This window comes from Agromyces cavernae (assembly GCF_021044935.1).
Classification (GTDB): domain Bacteria; phylum Actinomycetota; class Actinomycetes; order Actinomycetales; family Microbacteriaceae; genus Agromyces; species Agromyces cavernae.
On record NZ_JAJNMP010000002.1, the window covers coordinates 160,002 to 182,677 of the forward strand.

The following is a 22,676-nucleotide window of genomic DNA, read 5'->3' on the forward strand; positions in this document are numbered from 1 at the left end:
CATATCGGCCGCTCGTCAGGTGTTCGTGGCCCAGACGCTGCGGATGGCGCTGACGACGTCCTCCTCACTCACACCGTCGCCGCGCGCCCGAGCGACGAGGGCTCGGATATCGGCGACGAGGGCGCCAGGCAGCACGGACGGTGTGTCGGCGACACGCGTGCCAGCCGCCCCGCGCGTCACGATGAGCCCGTCGCGTTCGAGCATCTTGTAGGCCCTCGCGACGGTGCCGGGGGCGACGCCGAGGTCGCGCGCGGCCTGCCGGACCGTCGGAAGTCGCTCACCTCGGCCGAGACGTCCCGAGACGATGTAGCCACGAAATTGTTCGGAGATCCACGCGGCGGTGCCGGATTCCTCGGGGAAGAGCCCCGGCGGGTGTCCGCTCACGCGAGTCGATCCGATCTTGTATCGAGTGATTGCTACATGATCTGTATCGCGAATTTAGCACAAGACCTCGTAGCCGCCGCTTCGGCGGGGCTGTCGACGCGCCGGAAGCGGCGCAGTAGCGCTGCGCACGCCACGCCCCCGGACGACGGCCGGGCGAATCGCGAGCCCCATATGCTGTCCGCGTGACCACCGAGGCCGACGCGACCACCACTGCCGCTCCGACCGCCGCGCCCGCTCGGCGACGCTTCGCGATGGCCTGGAGTGTGCTCCGCATCGCCATGGCCGTCGCGATCATCGCGGCGACCATCGAGACCTATCGCGGATCGGCCGTGTTCTGGGCCGAGCAGGGGTTCGCCGACCTCGTCACGCTCAACGTGAACTTCTTCGCGTACTTCACGATCGAGTCGAACCTCGCGGCGGCGGCGGTGCTCATGATCGGAGCGGTGTTCGCGTTCGCCGGGCGCCCGAGCGACCCCAAGTGGTTCGCGGTGCTGCGCGGCTCGGTCGTGACGTACATGGCCATCACCGGGATCGTCTACAACCTGCTGCTGCGCGGGCTGCCGGTGACGGGCGGGGGCGACAGCTCACCGTGGACCAACGAGGTGATGCACGTGATCGCGCCGATCTTCCTCGTGCTCGATTGGCTGCTCGCACCCGGCCGCATCGAGCTCGCATGGCGCTGGGTATGGGTCATCATCTCGTTCCCGATCGTCTGGGTGACGTTCACGCTCGTGCGGGGCCCGCTCGTGTTCGACCAGGTCAGGCAGGTCGAGACGTGGTACCCGTACCCGTTCCTGAACCCCGCGCGTCAGGATGACTGGTACCTCGGCGTGATGTTCTGGGTGCTCGTGATCGCCGCGGCGTTCACGGTCGTGGCGATCCTCGTCGTCTGGGTGTCGCACCTCGGGGCGCCGCGCAGTGAACCTCGCGAGCCGGCGGTGCGGTCGTCGCGAGAACAGGAACCTCAGACGTGATGTCCACGAAAACAGGAATGCGACACCGTCCTCACAAGCGAGTTCCTGTTTTCGTGTGATGCACGCCGGGGAATACCCGAGCCGATGCATCCGTTCGCATAGAACGTGAGTGAACCTATCAAGATCGACATCTGGTCCGACATCGCCTGCCCCTGGTGCTACATCGGCAAGCGCAACCTCGAGGGCGGCATCTCGTCGCTCGGCGACGACGCACCCGACGTCGAGATCACATATCACTCGTTCGAGCTCGCTCCCGACACGCCGGTCGACTTCGAGGGTTCCGAGGTCGACTTCCTCGCCAAGCACAAGGGGCTGCCCGCCGAGCGCGTGCGCGAGATGCTCGACCACGTGACGGGCGTCGCCGCGACCGCCGGACTCGACTACCACTTCGACACGCTGCAGCACACCAAGACGCTGAAGGCGCACGAGCTGCTGCACTTCGCCAAGGAGCAGGGACTGCAGCTCGAGCTCTCCGAGCGGCTGTTCCGCGCCTACTTCACGGAGAGCCGCCACGTCGGCCGAATCGACGAACTCGTCGAACTCGCGGCCGAAGTCGGCCTCGACGCCGAAGCTGCACGCGAGTCGCTCGAGTCGGGTCGCTTCGCCGCGGCCGTGCAGGCCGACATCGCACAAGCGCAGGCCTACGGCATCAACGGCGTGCCGTTCTTCGTCATCGACGGAAAGTACGGCGTCTCGGGCGCGCAGCCGAGCGAGGTCTTCGCGCGGGCGCTCAGCCAGGTGGCTGACGAGAAGGCCGCATGAGCGACCGCCTCGATACCGCACCGTCGGATGCCCCGGCGCCGGTGCCGTTCGCGATGCTCGACGGCGACGCCTCGGCCATGGTGTGCGAGGGCGACGTCTGCTACGTGCCGGCGGCGCCGGTCGAGTAGGCGCGAAGCGCCGTATCGAGACCCCTCTGCGGTGATCTCGATATGCGTCCTCTTTCGTCGGGCGCTACTCGATCAGCGAAACGGTCACTCGGGGTCGCTGATGTCGGCCACGGTCGCCTCGAGGGCGGCGATGAGCGCGTCGGCGTCGACGAAGAGGCTGCGGCCGTGTTCGCCGGCTCCCATCGAGACGCGACGGCCGATGACGCTCTCGTCGACGACCACGGGCCACGCGGTCGTCGAGCCGAGCGGTGTGATGGTGCCCCGCTCGTAGCCGGTCGCGGCCAGTGCGTGCGAGGCGTCGGGCAGCTGCAGCTTGTTGACGCTGAGCAGCGCCCGCAGCTTGGGCCACGAGATCTTGCGCCCACCGGGAACGAGTGCGAACACGTACGTGTCGTCGCTGCGCTTCACGACGAGCGACTTCACGATGTCGGCCGGCGTGATGCCCATGAGCTCGGCCGCCTCTTCGAGGCTGCCGGCTGCGGGCCGCTCGATGACCTCGATCTCGAGGCCGCGCGCCGCGGCATCGGCCTGCACGCGTTCGGCTCCGGTCAACTCCGCCATCTCGTCCTCCACACCATCGGTTCTCCGAGAATCCTAGGCGCGCGACACTCGCCGCGGGCGAGGTGGGCCCGAACTCTGGGAGAATCGACGGTGATGTCCACAACCACCCTGTCACGCGACCCGCTCACGATCGGCGGCCTCGAGCTCGATGTCCCCGTCGTGCTCGCGCCCATGGCCGGCATCACCAACACGGCGTTCCGCTTGCTCTGTCGCGAGTTCGGCGCGGGCCTCTACGTCAGCGAGATGATCACGTCGCGTGCGCTCGTCGAGCGCACGCCCGAGTCGATGCGCCTCATCACGCACCATGAGTCCGAGACGCTGCGCTCCATCCAGCTCTACGGCGTCGACCCGAAGACGGTCGCCGAGGCCGTCACCATGCTCGTCGCCGAAGACCGTGCCGACCACATCGACCTGAATTTCGGATGTCCCGTGCCGAAGGTCACCCGCAAGGGCGGGGGAGCAGCCCTGCCGTGGAAGACCGGGTTGTTCCGCGGCATCGTCGAGGGCGCGGTGAAGGCCGCGGGCGACATTCCGCTCACGATCAAGATGCGCAAGGGCATCGACGCCGACCACCTCACCTACCTCGAGGCGGGGCGCATCGCCGAGGGCGCCGGTGTCGCCGCAGTCGCGCTGCACGCCCGCACGGCCGCCGAGTTCTACTCGGGGCAGGCCGACTGGTCGGCCATCACCAAACTCAAAGAGACCGTCACGAGTGTGCCCGTACTCGGCAACGGCGACATCTGGTCGGCCGACGACGCGCTGCGCATGGTCGACGAGACCGGGTGCGACGGCGTCGTCGTCGGGCGCGGGTGTCTCGGTCGGCCGTGGCTCTTCGGCGATCTCGCGGCGGGCTTCCGGGGCGAAGACGCCACCGCCCGGCCGACCCTCGGCGAGGTCGCGCAGACGTTCCGCCGGCACGCCGAACTGCTCACCGAGTTCTTCGACAGCGAAGAGCGCGGGTGCCGCGACATCCGAAAGCACGTGGCCTGGTACTTCAAGGGGTACCCGGTCGGCGGCGACCTGCGCGCGCGACTCGCGACGGTCGAATCGCTCGCGCAGCTCGATGAGCTGCTCGGAACGCTCGACTGGTCGATGCCGTACCCGGGAGAGGGCGCCGAGGGGCCGCGCGGCCGGGCCGGCACGCCGAAGAACCCCGCCCTGCCCGACGGCTGGCTCGCCTCGCAGGAGCTCGCCGGCGACGATCGCGAGACCCTCGTCGGGGCCGAACTCGACACGAGCGGCGGCTGACGTGCGCGAGCGACTCTTCGGCGGCTATGAGGCCGCCGACGCCGAGCGTCGGCTCCCCGAAGAGCACGGGTCCCGGCGCAGCGACTTCGCGCGTGACCGCGCACGGCTGCTGCACTCGAGTGCGCTGCGCCGTCTCGCCGCGAAGACGCAGGTACTGAGCCCCACCGCGGGCCTCGACTTCGCCCGCAACCGGCTCACGCACTCGCTCGAAGTCGCCCAGATCGGTCGAGAACTCGCGACGAACCTCGCCCTTGATCCCGACGTCGTCGACACCGCGTGCCTCGCGCACGACCTCGGCCATCCGCCGTTCGGGCACAACGGCGAGAAGGCGCTGAACGTCTGGGCGGCCGACATCGGCGGGTTCGAGGGCAACGCGCAGACGCTGCGACTGCTCACGCGCCTCGAGCCCAAGGTGTTCGGCCCCGACGGCCGCGGCTACGGGCTCAACCTCACCCGGGCGAGCCTCGACGCGAGTTGCAAGTACCCCTGGGCCGAAGCGTCGGGTGTCGCCGACCCCTCGGGCAGGCAGAAGTTCGGGTTCTACCACGACGACATCGAGGTGTTCCGATGGCTGCGCGAAGGTGCGCCCGAACGCCGCCTCTGCATCGAGGCACAGGTCATGGACCTCTCCGATGACATCGCGTATTCGGTGCACGACTTCGAAGACGCCGTCGTCAACGGCTACATCGACGTCGAGGCCCTCGGCGCTCGCGTCGACCACGACGACCTCGTCTCGTCGATGTACGAGTGGATCGGCGGCGCGATCGGGCACGACGAGCTCATCGCCGCGTTCGACCGACTCGACTCGCTCGAGGTCTGGATGGACTCCTGGGACGGCAGCCGTCGCGACCAGGCTCGCCTGAAGAACCTCACGAGCCAACTCATCGGCAGGTTCTCGCACGAGGCGACTGTGGCCACCCGGGCGGCGTTCCCGCTCGCGAGTCTCATCCGCTTCGACGCCGACGTGATCGTGCCGCGCGAGATCCAAGCCGAGATCGCGGTGCTCAAGGGCATCGTGGCGGCCTTCGTGATGTCCAAGAACACCCGTCAGCCCATCTACCACCAGCAGCGGCAGGTGCTCACCTCGCTCGCCGAGGTGCTGTTGAAGACGGGTCACCAGCACCTCGACCAGGGCTTCGCCGAAGACTGGGCTGCCGCGCCCGACGACGCCGCACGAAAGCGCGTCGTCGTCGACCAGGTCGCGAGCCTCACCGACCAGTCGGCGCTCGCGTGGTCCGAGCGGCTCGTGCAGCACTGAACCGCTCAGCTCCGGCCGCCCGACGAGCAGATGACGACGAATAGGATGTGACCATGGCGGGCCGAATTCGACAGAGCGATGTCGACGAGGTGAAGGCCCGCACGAACATCGCCGACATCATCGGCGACCACGTCAGCCTGAAGTCCGCGGGCGTGGGTTCGCTGAAGGGACTCTGCCCGTTCCACGACGAGCGCAGCCCGAGCTTCAACGTGCGGCCGGGCGTCGGCTATTACCACTGCTTCGGCTGCGGTGAGTCGGGCGACGTCTACACGTTCCTCCAGCGCATGGACCACGTCTCGTTCACGGAGGCGGTGGAGCGCCTCGCAGCGCGTATCGGCTACGAGCTGCACTACGAAGACGGCGGCCAGGCGTCCGACCACGGCAACCGGGCACGCCTGCTCGCCGCCAACCAGGCCGCCGCCGAGTTCTTCGTCGAGCGGCTCGGCTCGCCCGAGGCCGAGGTGGGCCGGCGGTTCCTCGGCGAGCGCGGCTTCGATGCCGCGGCGGCGAAGGGCTTCGGCGTCGGATTCGCCCCGAAGAGCTGGGACGCCCTCACCGGCCACCTCAAGGGTCGCGGGTTCACCACCGACGAGCTCGTGGCAGCCGGTCTCGTCTCGCAGGGCGATCGCGGCGTCTACGACCGCTTCCGCGGCCGGCTCGTGTGGCCGATCCGCGACGTCACCGGGCAGACCGTCGGCTTCGGCGCGCGGCGCCTGCTCGACGACGACAAGGGCCCCAAGTACCTGAACACCCCGGAGACCGCCGTGTACCACAAGTCGCAGGTGCTCTACGGACTCGACCTCGCCAAGCGCGACATCGCCAAGGGTCGGCGCGTCGTGGTCGTCGAGGGATACACCGACGTCATGGCGTGCCACCTCGCGGGCGTGACCACCGCGATCGCCACCTGTGGAACCGCGTTCGGCGTCGATCACATCAAGGTGCTGCGGCGTGTGCTGGGCGACGACTCGGGTGTCGGCGAGGTCGTCTTCACCTTCGACGGCGACGCTGCCGGACAGCAGGCGGCGATGCGTGCCTTCGCCGAAGAGCAGCGGTTCGCCGCGCAGACCTTCGTGGCGGTCGCGCCCGACGGGCTCGACCCCTGCGACCTGCGACTCGCGCGCGGCGATGCCGCGGTGCGCGCCCTCGTCGAGTCGCGCACGCCCATGTTCGAGTTCGTCATCCGGCAGATCGTGGGCCGGTACGACCTCGAGACGGTCGAGGGACGCGTCGCGGCATTGCGTGCGGCGGCGCCGGTCGTCGCCGAGATCCGCGACCCGGCGATGCGGCCCGGGTACACGCGCGAGCTCGCCCGCATGCTCGGCGTCGAACTCGGCGAGGTCACGCGCGCGGTACGCGGTGCCTCGCCACGAGGCAGGTCTTCGGGGTCGCCGCAGCCGCAGCCCGTGGCATCCGCTCATCAGGCGGCGAACGCAACGCCGACGGATGTCCCGGAGCGGCCGTTCTCGATCTCCGCGCTGCCGAACGACCCGTCGACGCGACTCGAACGCGACGCGCTGCAGGTGATGCTGCAGTACCCCGACCGCGTCGGCGATGAGCTGCTGCGGCACGCGATCGACAGCCGGTTCGGCGATCCCACCCTCACGGTCGTGCGCGACGGCATCGCGTCGGTGCTCGGCTCGCCCGACCCGGTCGTGCGCGTCGACCGCGTCATGGCCGAGGTGCCGCAGCCGTTCGTCGGCGTCGTGCAGCAACTCGCGGTCGCGCCCGTGCCGCAACGCAGCGAGGCCGAGCTCGAGGTGTACGCCCGGGGCGTCGTGAGTTCGCTCGTGGACCGCGAGCTCCTTCGTCAGAAATCCGAGCTGCTCGGTCGGCTGCAACGGCTCGACCGGGCCGACCAGACGACGTTCGCCGCCCTGCAGCGCGCTCTCGTCGAGCTCGAGACCGAGCGCCGGGCGCTCCGCGACGACTGAGCGGCATCCGTCGCGCAATCGGGCCGTGACGCGCATCGGTTGCGTCCAAGGTTGCACTTCGGTAAATATTCCTCCGTCCAAGCGCACGACCATGCAGGGTTTCCGGCCCCGTGTGCTAGGTCTGGGGGATACGACAACGCGCCGCGATCCTGTGCTGCGCGTTTCAGTCCTGAACAGGAAGAGGTAGACGGATATGACATCCGCATCCACGAACCGGCGTCGCGCGCTCGTCGCGGCGGCCGGTGTCTCGGTGGCAGCCCTCGCACTCGCCGGTTGCACGGCGGGCGGCGGCGGCACCGAGGCCAGCGGCACCCTGACGATCGGCACCACCGAGCAGGTCACCGCGCTCGACCCCGCCGGCTCGTACGACAACGGCTCCTTCGCCGTCATGAACCAGGTGTTCCCGTTCCTGCTGAACACCCCCTACGGCAGCCCCGACGTCGAGCCCGACATCGCGGAGTCCGCCGAGTTCACCGGCCCGACCGAGTACACCGTGACGCTCAAGCCGGGTCTCACGTTCGCCAACGGCAACGACCTCACGTCGTCCGACGTGAAGTTCACGTTCGACCGCCAGCTCGCGATCGCAGACCCGAACGGGCCCGCGGCGCTGCTGTACAACCTGGACTCGGTCGACGCGGTCGACGAGACGACCGTCGTCTTCAACCTCAAGTCCGAGAACGACCAGATCTTCCCGCAGATCCTCTCGAGCCCGGTCGGTCCGATCGTCGACGAGGACGTCTTCTCGGCCGATTCGCTCACCTCCGACGACGACATCGTCGCGGGCAACGCGTTCGCCGGACAGTACGTCATCACCAGCTACGACTTCAACAACCTGATCTCGTACAAGGCGAACGCCGACTACCAGGGCCTGCTCGGCGAGGCGAAGACCGACACGGTCAACGTGAAGTACTACACCGACGCCTCGAACCTGAAGCTCGACGTGCAGGAGGGCAACGTCGACGTGGCCCACCGCACGCTGAGCGCGACGGACATCGAGGACCTCCGCGGCAACGACAACGTCAAGGTCGTCGACGGCCCCGGCGGCGAGATCCGCTACCTCGTGTTCAACTTCAACACGATGCCGTTCGGTGCGACGACGGCCGAGGCCGACCCGGCCAAGGCGCTCGCCGTCCGCCAGGCGATCGCCGACCTCATCGACCGCGACGCGATCTCCGAAGACGTCTACAAGGGCACCTTCACGCCGCTGTACTCGTACGTTCCGGCCGGCCTGACCGGCGCGAACGAGGCGCTGCTGGGCCTCTATGGTGACGGCAACGGTGGGCCCGATGCCGACAAGGCGGCCGAGCGGCTCTCGGCGGCCGGCATCTCGACCCCGCTGGACATCTCGATCCAGTACGTGGCCGAGCGCTACGGACCGTCGTCGAGCGACGAGTACGCGATCATCAAGGACAACCTGGAGGCGAGCGGCCTGTTCACCGTGAACCTGCAGTCGACCGAGTGGGTCCAGTACTCCGAGGACCGCGTCGCGGACCTGTACCCGGCCTACCAGCTGGGCTGGTTCCCCGACTACTCGGACGCCGACAATTACCTCACGCCGTTCTTCCTCACGGAGAACTTCCTCGCGAACCACTACGACAACCCCGAGGTGAACGACCTGATCCTCGAGCAGGCCGTCACCGCCGACCCGGCTGCGCGCGAGGCCCTCATCGGCGAGATCCAGGACAAGGTCGCGGCCGACCTGTCGACGATCCCGTACATGCAGGGCGCGCAGGTCGCGGTCGTCGGCTCCGACGTCGCGGGCGCCGAGGACACGCTCGACGCGTCGTTCAAGTTCCGCTACGCGGCGCTCTCGAAGGGCTGATGACGGACTAGAGTCGTTGAAGCTCGACGACGGGGGCGACCTGCTACCGCGGGTCGCCCCCGTTCCCCTGTACCCCCGAGGATTCCATGAGCACACTTGACACCACGGCCCCGACGGAGGACCTTCCCGCCGCCGGCCGGCCGAAGCCGAAGTCGCAAGGAGGCGGGTTCGCACGATACCTGCTCGTCCGCTTCCTGCTGATCTTCCCGACCATCTTCATCCTGGTCACGCTGGTCTTCTTCCTGATGCGCACGACGGGCGACCCGATCACCGCCGCGCAGGGCGGGAGGCTCGGACCCGAGGCGCTCGCAGAGCTGCGAGCCGCCGCCGGATTCGACCGGCCGATCTTCATCCAATACGTCGAGTACCTCGGCCAGATCGCGACGTTCAACTTCGGGGAGACCCTCACGACGAACCGGCCGGTGCTCGAGGTGCTCGCCACCTACGGGCCGGCGACGTTCGAGCTCGTGTTCTACTCGCTCATCGTGGCGTTCCTCGTCGGCATCCCGCTCGGCCTCCTCACCGCGTACTACCGCGACAAGCCGCAGGACGCGGTGTTCCGCGTGCTCGCGATCTACTGGTACGCCGTCCCGGTCTTCTTCGCCGCGCTGATCCTGAAGCTCATCTTCGCGGTGTGGCTGAAGTGGTTCCCGGTCGCCGGCCGGGCGAGCGTCAGCGCCGAGCTGCAGATGCAGGTATTGCCCAACAAGACGGGCTTCTACACGATCGACGCGCTGATGACGGGCAACCCCGAAGTGCTCACCGACGTGCTGTCGCACGCCGTGCTCCCCGCGATCGCGCTGGGGCTCCTCACCGCCGGCATCTTCCTCCGCCTCGTGCGCACGAACGTGATCGGCACCCTGGCGACCGACTACGTCGACGCCGCCCGCTCACGCGGAGTCGGCGAGCTCCGGCTCCTGCGCAAGCACGCTTACCGGCCCGCGCTGATCCCGATCGTGACCGTGATCGGCCTGCAGATCGCGCTCCTGCTCGCCGGCGCGGTGCTCACCGAGACGACGTTCGAGTGGAAGGGACTGGGCTTCATCCTCGTCGAGTTCATCGAGTCGCGTGACTACATGGCAGTTCAGGGCATCGTGGTGATGCTCGCGATCATCGTCGCGATCACGAACTTCGTCGTCGACATCATCGCGGCGTTCATCGACCCGAGGGTGAGGTACTGACATGACTGCGGCTTCTCTCACCCCCGCCCCGAAGCGGCGGCTCCGCGACCGCCTCCCGGTCGTGCATCACCTCCGGCAGAGCGTCGGCCTGCAGCGCGGCATGCTCGTCGCAGGCCTCGTGCTGCTCGCGCTCTTCATCGTCTGCGCCGTCTTCGCACCCCTGCTGGCGCCGTACGGCTTCGCGCAGCGCGGCGACGCCGAGGGCACCTTCGGTACGCAGCAGCCGCCATCGGCCGAGCACTGGTTCGGGACCACGGTGGGCGGCTACGACGTGCTCTCACGCGTCATCTTCGGCGCGCAGACCGCGATCCTCGTGGTCATCGTCGCCGTGGTGCTCTCGCTCTTCATCGGCGTCGCGCTCGGCCTCTACGCGGGCTACTTCGGCGGCTGGCTCGACAAGCTGATGGTCGTCGTCTTCGACGCGATCTACGCGTTCCCGTCGCTGCTCCTCGCCATCGTGCTGTCGATCGTCATCTCGGGCGGACAGTCGAGCCTGTGGGGCGGCGTGCTCGCGGCCGGCGGCTCGATCGTGGTGGTGTTCATCCCGCAGTACTTCCGCGTGATCCGTGCCGAGACCGTGCGCATCAAGGCGGAGCCGTTCGTCGAGTCGGCGAAGGTGCTCGGCGCGTCGAACTCGCGCATCGTGTTCAAGCACGTCTTCCGCAACGCCACGCGCACGCTGCCGCTCATCATCACGCTGAACTCCGCCGAGGCGATCCTGACCCTTGCGGCGCTCGGCTTCGTCGGCTTCGGCATCGAGCCGACGGCCGCGGCCGACTGGGGCTACGACCTCAACAAGGCGCAGTCCGATGTCACGAGCGGCATCTGGTGGACCGCGACCTTCCCCGGGCTCGCCATCGTGCTGGCCGTGCTCGGCATCATGCTCGTCGGTGAGAGCCTCAACGACCTCGCCGACCCGCGCCTGCGCAGCCGTCGGCGGGTCGCACAGGCAGCCGGCGAGGTGGCCGAGACGTCCGTCGTCCCCGGCGGCACGCTCGCCGCAGGGCCAGGCGGTCTCGGCGGCCTCGAAGACGGGGAGTCATTCGACGAGCACGGAATCGAGGTCAAGCGATGAGCACGGTGGTCGACATCAAGAACCTCGGCGTGTCGTTCTCGACCGACGCCGGTGCCGTCAAGGCGGTCGACGACGTCTCGCTGTCGGTCGACCGCGGAGAGGTGCTCGCCATCGTCGGCGAGTCGGGCAGCGGCAAGACCGTGACGGCGAAGACGATCCTCGGACTCCTGCCCGAGACGGCCACCACCCGCGGCGCCGTCGTGCTCTCCAACCGCGAGGGCACGCGCGAGCGCGACGTGATCAGCCTGTCGAAGCAGAAGCTCCGCGAGATCCGGGGCGAAGACGTCGCCATGGTGTTCCAGGAGCCCTCCACGGCACTGAACCCCGTCTACACCGTCGGGTGGCAGATCATGGAGGGGCTGCGCGCCCACGGCGAGATCACGAAGAAGGCCGCGCGCGCCAAGGCGATCGACATCCTCGGGCGCGTCGGGATCCCCGACCCCGAGGTGCGCGTCGACCACTATCCGCACCAATTCTCGGGCGGCCAGAAGCAGCGCGTCGTCATCGCGATGGCACTCGTGCTCGAGCCCGGCCTCATCGTGGCCGACGAGCCCACGACCGCGCTCGACGTGACCGTGCAGGCCGAGATCCTCGACCTGCTCCGCCGGGTCCGCGACGAATTCGGCACGGCGATCGTCCTGATCACGCACAACATGGGCGTCGTCGCCGACCTGGCCGACCGCGTCGCCGTGATGTACCAGGGTCGCGTCGTCGAGGAGGCCGACGTCGAGACCCTCTTCGCGGCACCGAAGGACGACTACACCAAGGCGCTGCTCGCCGCGGTCCCGTATGTCGGACACGGCACCGTGCGTGCCGCCGAGCGCGCCGCGGAGCGCCCTGCCGGCTGGGCCGAGCAGACGCCCGTGGTAGAGGCGCGAGGACTCGAGATCGTCTATCCCGGACGATTCGGCAGGGAGGGATTCCGTGCCGTCGACGGCGTGGACCTCGTGATCCGTCCCGGCGAAGTGCTCGGCCTCGTCGGCGAGTCCGGCTCCGGCAAGACCACCATCGGGCGCGCGATCGCCGGGCTCACGAAGGTCACCGGCGGATCGCTGAAGGTACTCGGTGCCGAGATGAACGGCATCCGCGAGGGGCGGTTCCGCCCGCTCCGCAGTCGCATCGGCTTCGTGTTCCAGGATCCGGCGTCGAGCTTCAACCCACTGCTCACCATCGCCCAGTGCGTGGCCGAGCCGCTCGTGATCCATGGGCGCGCGCGGGATGCCGCATCAGCGCGCAAGCGCGTCGACGAACTGCTCGAGGCCGTGCAGCTGCCGCGCGCCTACGGCGACCGGTATCCGCACGAGCTGAGCGGCGGTCAGCGGCAGCGCGCCAGCCTGGCTCGAGCGCTCGCCCTCGGGCCCGAGCTGCTGATCGCCGACGAGCCCACCTCGGCGCTCGACGTTTCGGTGCAGGCGCGCGTGCTCGAGCTCTTCGGGGAACTGCAGCTCGAGTTCGGCTTCGCGTCGCTGTTCATCAGCCACGACCTCGCCGTCGTCGACCTGCTCGCCGACCGCATCGCGGTGCTCTATCGCGGAAAGCTCGTCGAAGAGGGCACGGGCGCCGACGTGCTCGGCTCGCCCGATGATCCGTACACGCAGCGGCTCCTGGCGTCGCTGCCGGTGCCCGACCCGGTAGCACAGGCCGACCGGCGCGAGCAGCTGCGCCGGCTGCGGGAGGCCGACTGATGCAGCCTGCCGCGCACGGCTATCCGATCGTCTTGAGCGACCTGTCGCTCGAGTATCCGCCGCACGGTCCGAGCCCTGCCCACGTCGCCCTGCACGGGTTGTCGCTCACGATCGCGCCCGGTGAGGTGCTGGGCGTGCTCGGCAGTGCCGGCAGCGGCAAGAGCACGCTCGCGAAGGTGTTGTCGGGCGACGCCTTCGAGCCGCGCGGCGGCGAGGTGCGCCCGGTGATCACGGGGGGCGAGGTGACCGTGCTCGGCCAGGCGTTGCGACGCATGCCGAAGCGCAAGCTGGCCGAGTACCGGTTCCGCGTGGGGTACCTGCCGCAGGGCGCCTCATCGATGCTGCCCGCTGACCGCAGCGTCGCCGAGATCATCGCCGAGCCCATCCTCGAGCGCGATCATCGCTACAACCGTCGTGCGTTGACCACGCGTGTCGCGACGATGCTCGACGGGGTGCGGCTGCCGCTCAGCATGCTCGAGCGCTATCCCTACGAGCTGAGCGCTGGCCAGCGCCAGCGCGTCGCGCTCGCACGCGCGCTCGTGCTCGGGCCGTCGGTGCTCATCGCCGACGAGCCCACCGCTGGCATCGATCTCAGCGTCCGCGACGTCGTCGCCCAGCTCATCGGCGAGCTGCGCGAGCAGCACGCCTTCTCGGCGATGCTCATCAGTCACGACCTTCCGGTGCTGCGCAGCATCGCCGATCGCATCGCGGTGCTCGACCGTGGTGAGCTCGCGGCGATCGGCACGATCGACGACGTGTTCCACGACCCGCACCATCCGTACGTCAAGGCACTCGCCGGAGCGCTCGACGACGGCCACGCCATCATCGACGACCTCGCGTCCGACGCCCCGTCATGACGCGCGACCCGGGTTCCGCGCCGCACGCGCGACACCGTGCCGTCGCGGGCGCGCCGGGCGGCGCGACGCCGCCGAGCACTCCGGTCGAACCGGGTCCGATCACCATCCTGCCCGCACCCGATCCGGTCGTCGCCGACGCGGTCCGCAGGGGCGGCGGCACGGTCGCGCCGCTCTCGCCGTCGACCCGCGGGATCGTCTGGGTCGCGTCATCCGGCGCCGACGACCTCGCGGCAGCCCTCGACGCGAACCCGTCGGTCGGCTGGGTGCAGTTGCCGTGGGCCGGTGTCGACGCGTTCGCGGGCGTGCTGCAAGCGTTCCGCGACGACGGCCGGGTGTGGACGAGTGCGAAGGGCGCCTACGCGCAACCCGTCGCCGAGCACGCGCTCACGCTCGCACTCGGGCTCATGCGGGTGCTGCCGCGCCGCATCCGCGCGACGAGCTGGCATGCCGACGAGGCCGGTCGCAGCCTGTACGGCGCGCGCGTGGTCATCATCGGCGCCGGCGGCGTCGCCCTCGAACTGCTGCGCCTGCTGACCCCGTTCGACGTCGATGCGACGATCGTGCGGCGGCAGCACGCGGCCGTGTCTGGCGCTGCGAGGACGCTGCCGAGCACCCGCCTCGCCGAGGCGCTCGACGGTGCCGAGGTCGTGTTCGTGGCGGCGGCGCTCACGCACGCCTCTCACCAGCTCCTCGGCCGGGCCGAACTCGCGAGCCTCGCGCCGGGCGCCATCCTCGTGAACGTCGCTCGCGGCGCACTCGTCGACACCGACGCCGTGCTCGAGGCGCTCGAGTCGGGCCGACTCGGCGGAGCAGGCCTCGACGTGACCGACCCCGAGCCGCTCCCCGAGGGGCACCCGCTGTGGACCGCTGCCGACTGCATCATCACGCCCCATGTGGCCGACACCGACGAGATGACGGCGCCGCTGTTCGCCGAGCGCGTGGCCGTCAACGTTCGTGCATTCCTCGCCGACGGCGACTTCGTCGGCCGCATCGACCCCGCCGTCGGATACTGATCGGGGCATACGTCGTGAGCCCGCACCGACCGCCGCCGCCCGGGCGGTCGCCGAATTGGGACTCGGGGCAACCCTTTGCTAGAGTATCGATGCTGAACAAGCGATCCTCCATAGCTCAATTGGCAGAGCAATCGGCTGTTAACCGATAGGTTCTTGGTTCGAGTCCAAGTGGGGGAGCGATGAGGGCCGTCCGGGCGACCGGGCGGCCCTTCTGCGATTCAGGAGGCGCGGTGAACGAGCTGTCGGATGCCCCGGAGCCCGGAGCCGATCCGTCGAGCCGCCGCCCAGGCGCCGACACGGATGCCGACGCCGAACTCGCCGATGAGACGGGCCGCGCCGGCGGCGGAGCACCCGACACCGCCGTGCGCGACGGCCTCGCCGTCGGTCTCGCGACCGCCGTGTACGGCATCTCGTTCGGTGCGCTCGCGGTCGCGGCGGGCCTCGACGTCTGGCAGACCTGCTTCCTCAGCCTCGTGATGTTCACCGGCGGGTCACAGTTCGCCCTCGTCGGAGTGCTCGCGAGCGGCGGCGTCGCCGCGGGCGGCTCCGCGATCGCGACGGCGGCGATGCTCGGCATCCGCAATGTCGTCTACGGAATGCGCATGAAGCCGATCGTCGAGGGGTCGCCCGCCGATGGAGCGCGCACGTCGGTGTGGCGTCGGGTCGCCGCGGCGTGGGTGACGATCGACGAGTCGACCGCCGTCGCACTCGCGCAGTCGAACGACCGCGCGGCCCGGGTCGGGTTCTGGGTCACCGGAATCGTGATCTTCGTCGGCTGGAACCTGACGACCCTCGCGGGCGCGCTCATCGGCGACGCGATGGGCGACACGCGCGCCTGGGGCCTCGACGCCGCCGCGGCCGCGGCGTTCCTGGGGTTGCTGTGGCCGCGGCTCAAGCGCGTCCAGGCCGGTGCCGTCGCGGTCGGGGCCGCGATCATCGCCACGATCACGACGCCCGTGCTCATGCCGGGGCTGCCGGTGCTCGTCGCCGCGGTCGTCGCCGTCGTGGTCGGCTGGTTCGACCTGTTCCACCGCAGGAGCGAGTCATGACGACCTGGCACATCATCCTCATCGCGTCGGCCGCGACGCTCGCCCTGAAGCTGGCGGGGCACCTCGTGCCCGCCGGATTCCTCGAGCGTGAGCGCCCCGCGCGCATCGCCGACCTGCTCACCGTCGCCCTGCTGGCGGCCCTCATCGCGGTGCAGACGCTCGCGGTGGGGTCGTCGATCGTCATCGACGCGCGCGTGCCCGCCGTCATCGTCGCCGCCGCGCTGTACGCGCTTCGGGTGCCGTTCGTCGTGGTCGTCATCGCCGCCGCAGCGGTCGCCGCGGGCATCAGGGCCTTCAGCTGAGCGGATGTCCCGGCTCCGCCTCATGGCGCACCACGGGACATCCGATCGCCGCCGTCGTCGGCTCGGACGAGCGATCAGCCCTCGAGGTCGTCGACCCCGGGCATCCACTTCACGCCGGGCTTGCCCCAGCCGAGCTTGCGGCTGATCTTCTGCACGAGCTTCTGATCGCGTTCACCGAGCCGGTCGACGTACAGGGTGCCCTCGAGGTGATCGAACTCGTGCTGGAAGATGCGCGCGAGCCAGCCCTCGGCCTCGATCTCGAACGGTGCGCCGTCGAGGTCCGTTGCGCGCAGGATGGCGCGCTCGGCCCGTCGCAGCCCGAAGCGCTCGCCCGGGAACGACAGGCAGCCCTCGGACTCCTCGTCGACGTCGGCCTCACCGGCCGGCGGCGGAGTGATCCACAGTTCGGGGTTGATCGCCACGCCCCGCCAGCGTGCGCCCTCGTCGTCGACCCATCCGTACGTGAAGACGCGAAGCCCCACGCCGATCTGCGGTGCCGCGAGACCGACTCCCGGAGCGGCATCCATCGTCTCGAACATGTCGCCGACGAGCGTGCGCACCTCATCGTCGATGGTCGTGACGGGCAGGGCGGGGGAGTGCAGCACCGGGTCACCGGCGATTCGAATGGGGAGCACGGCCATTCGGCAAGGATATCGGGCGGGCAACGGGTAGGGTCGTTGCGTGGAACCGCTGACCGATCTCGCCGAGCAGATCCCACTCGACCCGCAGACGTTCATCGGCATTCCACTCGCCCTGATCGGTGCGGTGTTCCTCTCGCTCGGCGCGCAGTTCCAGCACCGCGGCGTGGTCAAGGTCGAGGCGCACACCGCCGACACGCTCGGCAAGGGCCTGAACGGCCGGCAGCTGGCGCTGCTGCTCGCACGCCCGTCGTGGGTGCTCGGCACGATCATGCTCGGACTCGCGATCGTCTTCCAGCTCTCGAGCCTCTACTTCGCACCGATCATCGTGGTGCAGCCGCTCGGCGCGATCGCGCTCGTCATCACCTCGATCCTCAACTCGCGCATCAACCACGTGCAGCTGAACCGCAAGTCGATCACGGCGATCGTCATGTGCGTGGGCGGCGTGTTCCTGTTCGTCGGCGTCGCCGCGTTCACGGCCGTCGACAAACCCGTCACCGATCAGCAGCTCGTCACGATCCTCATCGTCCTGGGCGTGGTGCTCGTGCTCGCGGGCATCGCGTTCGTGCTGCTCCGGCACCGCATCAGGGCGATCTTCTACGTCATCATGGCCGGCATCCTGTACGGCTTCGTCGCCACGCTCGCGAAGGTCGTGCTCGGTCGCATCCAGCAGGGCGAGTTCGAGTGGCTCACCTTCACCTGCCTGCTCGGCCTGCTGCTCGCGACGGCGCTCGGCGCGTACTTCGTGCAGAACGCCTACGCGTCGGGGCCGCCCGACCTCGTCATCGCCGGTCTCACCGTGGTCGATCCGATGGTCGCCGTCGCGATCGGCATCATCGTGCTCGGCGAGGCATCCCAGGCGCCGCTCTGGGCCATGCTGACGTTCCTCGTGTCGGGCATCATCGCCGTCTGGGGGGTGTTCCTGCTGGCCAAGAACCACCCCCAGACCCGCCTCTGAGCGCGCAGTCGTCGCCCGATTCGGGCGTGACCGGCGACATGCACCGTCAGGAACCACCGCGCTACGCTGCGTAGACTATCTTCGGATGAAGCCGACGAGCGCCCATCAGCGCGCCGACGAGCTCGACGGGACCGACCGTCCCGCCCCCAAGAACTGTGAGGAACGACGTCAACGTGTCTGACACCCCCGGTCCGAGTACGCCCGCCGGCGCCCCCGCGACGGAACGCCCGCTGCGAATCCTCATCGGCGCCGACACCTTCGCCCCCAATGTGAACGGGGCGGCCCGATTCGCCGAGCGTCTCGCCGCAGGGCTCGTCGAGCGCGGGCACGAGGTGCACGTCATGGCGCCCGCCGCGAGCCGCAAGCACGGCACGTGGAAGGAGATCCACGAAGGCCAGGAGATCACCGCGCATCGGATCTACAGCTGGCGCTGGTACCCCCATGACTGGCTCCGCTTCGCATTGCCGTGGCGAATCAAGCAGAACAGCGCGCGCGTGATCGACGCGGTGAAGCCCGACGTGGTGCACTTCCAGTCGCACATCGTCACGGGCCGCGGGCTCTCGATCGAGGCCCAGAAGCGGGGCATCCGCATCGTCGGCACCAATCACTTCATGCCCGAGAACATGCTCGAGTTCACGATGATCCCGAAGGCATGGCAGGACTGGGCGGTCGGCCTCGCGTGGAAGGCCGCCATGCGCACGTTCGGGCGGGCCGAGGCGGTCACGACGCCGACGCGGCGTGCCGCCGACTTTCTGGAGAAGTACACCGGGTTGCGTGGCGTGCACGCCATCTCGTGTGGCATCGACGCCCACAAGTATTCGCCGAACTGGGATCAGCGCACCGAGAATCGCATCCTCTTCGTCGGTCGGGTCACCGGCGAGAAGCAGATCGACGTGCTGCTGCGCGCGGTGAAACTGCTGCCCGCGTCACTCGATGCGAAGGTCGAGATCGTCGGCGGCGGCGACCAGCTGCGAAACCTGCAGCACCTCGCAGTACAGCTCGGCATCGACGATCGCGTGCACTTCACCGGCTACGTCACCGACGACGAGCTGCGCGAGGCCTACCACCGCGCCTCGGTGCTCGCGATGCCGTCGATCGCCGAACTGCAGAGCATCGTCACCATGGAGGCGATGGCCTCGGCCCTGCCCGTCGTCGCCGCGAACGCGATGGCGCTGCCGCACCTCGTGCACGACGGCGAGAACGGCTACCTCTTCGAGCCCTCGAGCCCAGAAGACCTCGCGGCCAAGCTGCGGCAAGTGCTCGAGGCGACCCCCGAGGAGTATCGCGCGCTCAAGGACGGGTCGATCCGGTTGATCGCCGCACACGACATCCAGCGAACGCTGTCCACATTCGAGAGCCTGTATCGTGGAAAGCCGGTGACCGACCCGGTCACCTATGCCGCGCCGGCGGCGCTTCCCGAGTGACGCGGCGCGCGGGGCGGTAGCTCAGCTGGTCAGAGCAGTGGACTCATAATCCATCGGTCACGGGTTCAAGTCCCGTCCGCCCTACAAGACCGCGGCGATCAGGGGTTTCACTGAAGCCATCCTCACCCAGTGGAGACGGCTCGAACGCCCGAGCGCCTGCCCGATTACTCGACGAGCGCGGAGCTGGCGAAACTGTGCTTCGTGTCGGTCAACACCTTGAAAACGCACACCGCGCACATCTACCGGAAGCTCGGGTGTCGGGCCGCAGCGCGGCGGTCGCCAAGGCCCGCGAACTCGGACTGATCGCAGTCTGCCACTCCGATCGCTGAGGTGTACCACGGACTCGATCTCGACATTGAGTCCGCGCAGCAGATCGAGTATGCCGATAATCTGCTCGACGCCGCCGCTGAGACGACGCGGCGGAACTACGGCGTCTCAGCACGCGCCTCCTCAGCGTTCACCCAACATCGGTGCCCGTGGAAACGAGCGCGCGAGCGCATCCGCGTGCAGTTCATGCTGGACGACGGAGCCCCGGTCCTCGACCCGCGACGTCCCTGCCGAGCCCGAGCTGGGGGAGCAGCGTGTGCTCCGCCTGCTGAGCCCGAGCGCAGACGCAGTCGGCCAAAGCCCCTGCGCCGGCGGCGAGGCATCCGGTTGGTTACACGGCGTCGAGCGCCTCGCACACGTCGAGGAGCAGCCTGCTCTGCAGCGCGTTCCAGGACGGGGTGTCTGGCTCGGGCCAGGTCGAGAACTTGACGATCACCGAATCGGTGCGCGGGTCGAGCCACAGGTTCTGGCCGTGGATGCCGATGCCGCTCACGTTGCCCCGATCGTTGCCCGTGCACCACCACTGCGCGGTGTACGAGCCGTCGGGGAAGGCGCTCGTGAACCCGTCGTAGGTCATCGCGTCGCGGTCGCCGCCGGCGAGGATGGCGTGTGCCCATTCCTCGGAGACTACTCGCCCGCCGGGCGCGACGCCGCTGTCGAGCACGAGCCGCCCCACCCGCGCGAGGTCACGTGCCGTGCACGAGACGCCCCCGTTCGCGAAGCCGAATCCCGCGGCATCGACAGTGATGATTGCATCGCGGCCGGCGTCGAGCTTCGACCACACGAGCTCGGAGACGATCTCGTGGTAGCGTGCGCCCGTGACCCGCTCGACGATCCACGCGAGCACGTCGGTGTTGGCCGAGCAGTACTGGAACTCTCCGACCTCGCCGCTGCCGCGGAGCGTCGTGAGAAAGGCGTAGGTGTCGATGGGGTCGCCTTCGCGCCGTCTCCGCCAGCCCGCCGCGCGATCGTGGGTCTGCACTTCGGCGGCCGGGTTGACGTAGTCCTCGTCGTAGTCGATCGCAACCTGCATGTCGAGCACGTGCCGCACGGTCGGCCCGTCGTAGACCGAGCCGGCGAGCTCGGGCACGTAGTCGGTCACCTGGCGGGCGGGGTCGATGCGGCTGTCGTCGACGAGCGCTCCGACCGTGAGCCCGCAGATCGACTTCGACACGCTCATGATCAGGTGCCGCTGATCGAGTGCGAAGCCGGGCTTGGAGTACTCGGCGACGACCTCGTGGCCTCGCAGCACGAGGAACGCGTCGGTGTACGTCGCCTCGAGCTGTTGCTCGAGCGTCGGCAGCTGCGACGTGAGCGCGCCGAGGCGCACCGTCGCAGCGCCGGGCACCGTGGGCCTGGTGCGCGAGATGGTCGCCGTCGGCACGAGCTCGCCGAGGTTCGCGAATGCCCATCGGTTGTCGGGCGCCTGCTGCCAGCTGTCGAGGGTGGGCGCGTTCGAGGCCCCGGGATAGCGGGCAGGGTGCGGGCCGGTCGCCGCAGGGTCGCGCGGGTCGATGGGGGTCGTCATTCCGGTCATGACGCCGTGGTCTCGCCCTGCGCCACCGTCGCGCCCGGCGAGCCCGGGGCGTCGTCGAACCGCCCGAGGCCCGCCTTCGACAGGCCGAGGTAGACGAGCGCCGCGACGGTCATGCCGACCGGCACCGAGAGGTCGATCCAGCCCATCGCCTCGGCGATCGGGCCGGTCCACACCTCGGTCGACAGGCACAGCGCGGTCCCGGCGCCACCGACGACGACGGCGGTCATGCCGGGGATGCTCCATCCGCCCGTGTACCAGAAGCGGGCGCTGCGCCCCTTGTCGAAGAGGTCGATCGCGTCGTAGCGGTTGCGGCGCAGGATGATGTCGGTCGCGAAGATCGCCATGGCCGGGCCCGACACGATCACGAGGAACTGCAGCATGAGGTTGACGGCATCGAGCAGGCTCGTCGACATCACGAGGTAGAGAGTGAGCGCGGTGCCGATGACGCCGACGACGATCGCCGACGGGATGCGCCGGATCGGCACGCCGACGGCCTGCAGCGCCATGCTCGAGGTGTACGTGGTCATGCCGTTGAGGGCGACCGTGTTGACGATGACGCCGAGCACGAGCAGCGGCGCGAGCCAGTCGGGCAGGATGCCGAGGATGGCCGATTCGATGCCCGCATCGAGGGCGTCGCCGGTGAGGCCCGTGGCGAGCAATACGCCGACGCTCGTGAAGAAGACGCTCGGCACGGCGCCGCCGAGCGCGGTGGCGGCGATGATGTGCGACGCCTTCGTCTCGCGCGGAAGGTAGCGGGCGATGTCGGGGCTGTTGATGTACGACAGCGGCGTCGAGGCGAGGATCGTGAAGCCGATGGTCACGGCCGACCAGAGCGGCACGCCGCTCAGCGGTTCGTGCGCGGTGTAGCTCCAGTCGACCGTCGGCAGGATGAACGCGGTCACCGCGAGGAAGATGACGAGCAGCCCGATCGAGATGGCCGTGTAGCTCCTGATGATGAGGGCGTGGCCGTAGACGGCGACGAGCACGGTGGTCGCCGAGACCAGGAGCGTGACGACGATCGGCCCGAGCACGGGGTCGTCGAAGCCCCACTGGGCGAACAGGTCGGCGCCCATGAACGACGACGCGAGCCAGTTGAGGGCAAGGAACACGGCCGAGATGAGCCAGCCGGTGAACGCGATGACGACCTTGTTGCCGATGATGCCGTAGAGGGCGCGGCTGATCACCGAGCCCGACGTGCCGGCCGCCGGACCCGCGATCGCGATGAGTCCGGGGAAGATCCAGAGCAGGTTCGCCGCGACGATGACGGCGATCGACTGCCAGATCTCGAGACCGAGCAGGATCATCGTCGCGCCGATCGTGAAGCTCAGCACGCTCACGTTCGGCGCCGCCCACACGCCGAAGAGATCGCGGGCGCGACCATGCCGCTCCGATGGGCTGACGGTCTCGATGCCGCGGGTCTCGGGCTGCGTGGGGAGGTCGACGAAGTCCTGCGACGCTCCGGGAGTCTGGGATGACACGGGGGATCCTCTCGGGGTGGCCGCAACGCCGTGGCGGCCGAGCCGACAGCGACACTGCTATTGGTCATGTGACCAATGGGCTAT

The 22,676-nt window shown here is 69.2% G+C and carries 21 protein-coding genes and 2 tRNA genes; 18 read left to right on the forward strand and 5 right to left on the reverse strand.

Annotation, left to right across the window (positions count from 1 at the left end):
- Positions 1 to 15: 15 nt before the first annotated feature.
- Positions 16 to 384: a GntR family transcriptional regulator gene (locus LQ757_RS06805; RefSeq protein ID WP_231046477.1), complete on the reverse strand. Its 369-nt coding sequence runs from the start codon at positions 382 to 384 to the stop codon at positions 16 to 18.
- 182 nt (positions 385 to 566) lie between these two features.
- Between LQ757_RS06805 and LQ757_RS06810 the strand changes: the two genes are divergently transcribed.
- The 3 genes from LQ757_RS06810 (at position 567) to LQ757_RS19135 (ending at position 2,248) form a co-directional block, all read left to right on the forward strand.
- On the forward strand, positions 567 to 1,358 hold the full coding sequence (locus tag LQ757_RS06810; RefSeq protein WP_231046478.1) for a Pr6Pr family membrane protein: 792 nt from the start codon (positions 567 to 569) through the stop codon (positions 1,356 to 1,358).
- A 105-nt stretch (positions 1,359 to 1,463) separates the two neighbouring features.
- A complete protein-coding gene (locus LQ757_RS06815) occupies positions 1,464 to 2,120 on the forward strand; it encodes a DsbA family oxidoreductase (protein ID WP_231046479.1) in 657 nt (218 codons plus the stop codon).
- Complete coding sequence (locus LQ757_RS19135) at positions 2,117 to 2,248, forward strand: hypothetical protein (RefSeq protein WP_255681150.1); 132 nt, start codon at positions 2,117 to 2,119, stop codon at positions 2,246 to 2,248. The genes LQ757_RS06815 and LQ757_RS19135 overlap by 4 nt, the downstream gene beginning before the upstream one ends.
- 84 nt (positions 2,249 to 2,332) lie before the next feature.
- Here LQ757_RS19135 and LQ757_RS06820 read toward each other — a convergent pair whose 3' ends face one another.
- Positions 2,333 to 2,809: an aminoacyl-tRNA deacylase gene (locus LQ757_RS06820; protein ID WP_231046480.1), complete on the reverse strand. Its 477-nt coding sequence runs from the start codon at positions 2,807 to 2,809 to the stop codon at positions 2,333 to 2,335.
- 93 nt (positions 2,810 to 2,902) lie between these two features.
- On the opposite strand from LQ757_RS06820, the gene dusB reads away from it, so the two are divergent.
- From dusB to LQ757_RS06880, 12 genes are all read left to right on the forward strand, one after another.
- A complete protein-coding gene (gene dusB, locus LQ757_RS06825) occupies positions 2,903 to 4,057 on the forward strand; it encodes a tRNA dihydrouridine synthase DusB (protein WP_231046481.1) in 1,155 nt (384 codons plus the stop codon).
- 1 nt (position 4,058) lies between these two features.
- Positions 4,059 to 5,315, forward strand: coding sequence for a deoxyguanosinetriphosphate triphosphohydrolase (locus tag LQ757_RS06830; protein WP_231046482.1), 1,257 nt, complete (start codon positions 4,059 to 4,061; stop codon positions 5,313 to 5,315).
- A 53-nt stretch (positions 5,316 to 5,368) separates the two neighbouring features.
- A complete protein-coding gene (gene dnaG / locus LQ757_RS06835) occupies positions 5,369 to 7,246 on the forward strand; it encodes a DNA primase (RefSeq protein WP_231046483.1) in 1,878 nt (625 codons plus the stop codon).
- Between the two features lie 193 nt (positions 7,247 to 7,439).
- Positions 7,440 to 9,068, forward strand: a complete 1,629-nt coding sequence (locus LQ757_RS06840) for an ABC transporter substrate-binding protein (RefSeq protein WP_231046484.1) — start codon at positions 7,440 to 7,442, stop codon at positions 9,066 to 9,068.
- Between the two features lie 86 nt (positions 9,069 to 9,154).
- Complete coding sequence (locus tag LQ757_RS06845; RefSeq protein WP_231046485.1) at positions 9,155 to 10,249, forward strand: ABC transporter permease; 1,095 nt, start codon at positions 9,155 to 9,157, stop codon at positions 10,247 to 10,249.
- A gap of 1 nt (position 10,250) precedes the next feature.
- Complete coding sequence (locus LQ757_RS06850) at positions 10,251 to 11,324, forward strand: ABC transporter permease (protein ID WP_231046486.1); 1,074 nt, start codon at positions 10,251 to 10,253, stop codon at positions 11,322 to 11,324.
- The gene (locus LQ757_RS06855) at positions 11,321 to 13,009 is read left to right on the forward strand and encodes an ABC transporter ATP-binding protein (protein ID WP_231046487.1); all 1,689 of its coding nucleotides are present in this window, start codon (positions 11,321 to 11,323) and stop codon (positions 13,007 to 13,009) included. The genes LQ757_RS06850 and LQ757_RS06855 overlap by 4 nt, the downstream gene beginning before the upstream one ends.
- Positions 13,009 to 13,866 carry an ABC transporter ATP-binding protein gene (locus tag LQ757_RS06860; protein ID WP_231046488.1) on the forward strand — a complete coding sequence of 286 codons (858 nt, stop codon included), beginning with the start codon at positions 13,009 to 13,011 and terminating at the stop codon, positions 13,864 to 13,866. Before LQ757_RS06855 ends, LQ757_RS06860 begins: the two co-directional genes overlap by 1 nt.
- Complete coding sequence (locus tag LQ757_RS06865) at positions 13,863 to 14,879, forward strand: D-isomer specific 2-hydroxyacid dehydrogenase family protein (RefSeq protein ID WP_231046489.1); 1,017 nt, start codon at positions 13,863 to 13,865, stop codon at positions 14,877 to 14,879. Before LQ757_RS06860 ends, LQ757_RS06865 begins: the two co-directional genes overlap by 4 nt.
- A 104-nt stretch (positions 14,880 to 14,983) precedes the next feature.
- A tRNA-Asn gene (locus tag LQ757_RS06870) sits at positions 14,984 to 15,056 on the forward strand.
- Between the two features lie 185 nt (positions 15,057 to 15,241).
- Positions 15,242 to 15,928, forward strand: coding sequence for an AzlC family ABC transporter permease (locus LQ757_RS06875; protein WP_231047313.1), 687 nt, complete (start codon positions 15,242 to 15,244; stop codon positions 15,926 to 15,928).
- Entirely contained in the window at positions 15,925 to 16,230 is a 306-nt protein-coding gene (locus LQ757_RS06880; protein WP_231046490.1) for an AzlD domain-containing protein, read from the forward strand. The genes LQ757_RS06875 and LQ757_RS06880 overlap by 4 nt, the downstream gene beginning before the upstream one ends.
- A 74-nt stretch (positions 16,231 to 16,304) precedes the next feature.
- On the opposite strand, the gene def is transcribed toward LQ757_RS06880, so the two are convergent.
- A complete protein-coding gene (def, locus tag LQ757_RS06885) occupies positions 16,305 to 16,871 on the reverse strand; it encodes a peptide deformylase (RefSeq protein ID WP_231046491.1) in 567 nt (188 codons plus the stop codon).
- 40 nt (positions 16,872 to 16,911) lie between these two features.
- Between def and LQ757_RS06890 the strand changes: the two genes are divergently transcribed.
- The 3 genes from LQ757_RS06890 (at position 16,912) to LQ757_RS06900 (ending at position 19,334) form a co-directional block, all read left to right on the forward strand.
- Positions 16,912 to 17,826, forward strand: a complete 915-nt coding sequence (locus LQ757_RS06890; RefSeq protein ID WP_231046492.1) for a DMT family transporter — start codon at positions 16,912 to 16,914, stop codon at positions 17,824 to 17,826.
- A gap of 173 nt (positions 17,827 to 17,999) precedes the next feature.
- Positions 18,000 to 19,250, forward strand: a complete 1,251-nt coding sequence (locus LQ757_RS06895) for a glycosyltransferase (RefSeq protein WP_231046493.1) — start codon at positions 18,000 to 18,002, stop codon at positions 19,248 to 19,250.
- 10 nt (positions 19,251 to 19,260) lie between these two features.
- Positions 19,261 to 19,334: transfer RNA gene (locus tag LQ757_RS06900), tRNA-Ile, on the forward strand.
- Positions 19,335 to 19,908: 574 nt separating this feature from the next.
- On the opposite strand, the gene LQ757_RS06905 is transcribed toward LQ757_RS06900, so the two are convergent.
- Together LQ757_RS06905 and LQ757_RS06910 are read right to left on the reverse strand one after the other, a co-directional pair.
- Complete coding sequence (locus LQ757_RS06905) at positions 19,909 to 21,105, reverse strand: serine hydrolase domain-containing protein (protein ID WP_231047314.1); 1,197 nt, start codon at positions 21,103 to 21,105, stop codon at positions 19,909 to 19,911.
- A 5-nt stretch (positions 21,106 to 21,110) separates the two neighbouring features.
- Complete coding sequence (locus LQ757_RS06910; protein WP_231046494.1) at positions 21,111 to 22,592, reverse strand: purine-cytosine permease family protein; 1,482 nt, start codon at positions 22,590 to 22,592, stop codon at positions 21,111 to 21,113.
- Positions 22,593 to 22,676 lie beyond the last annotated feature (84 nt).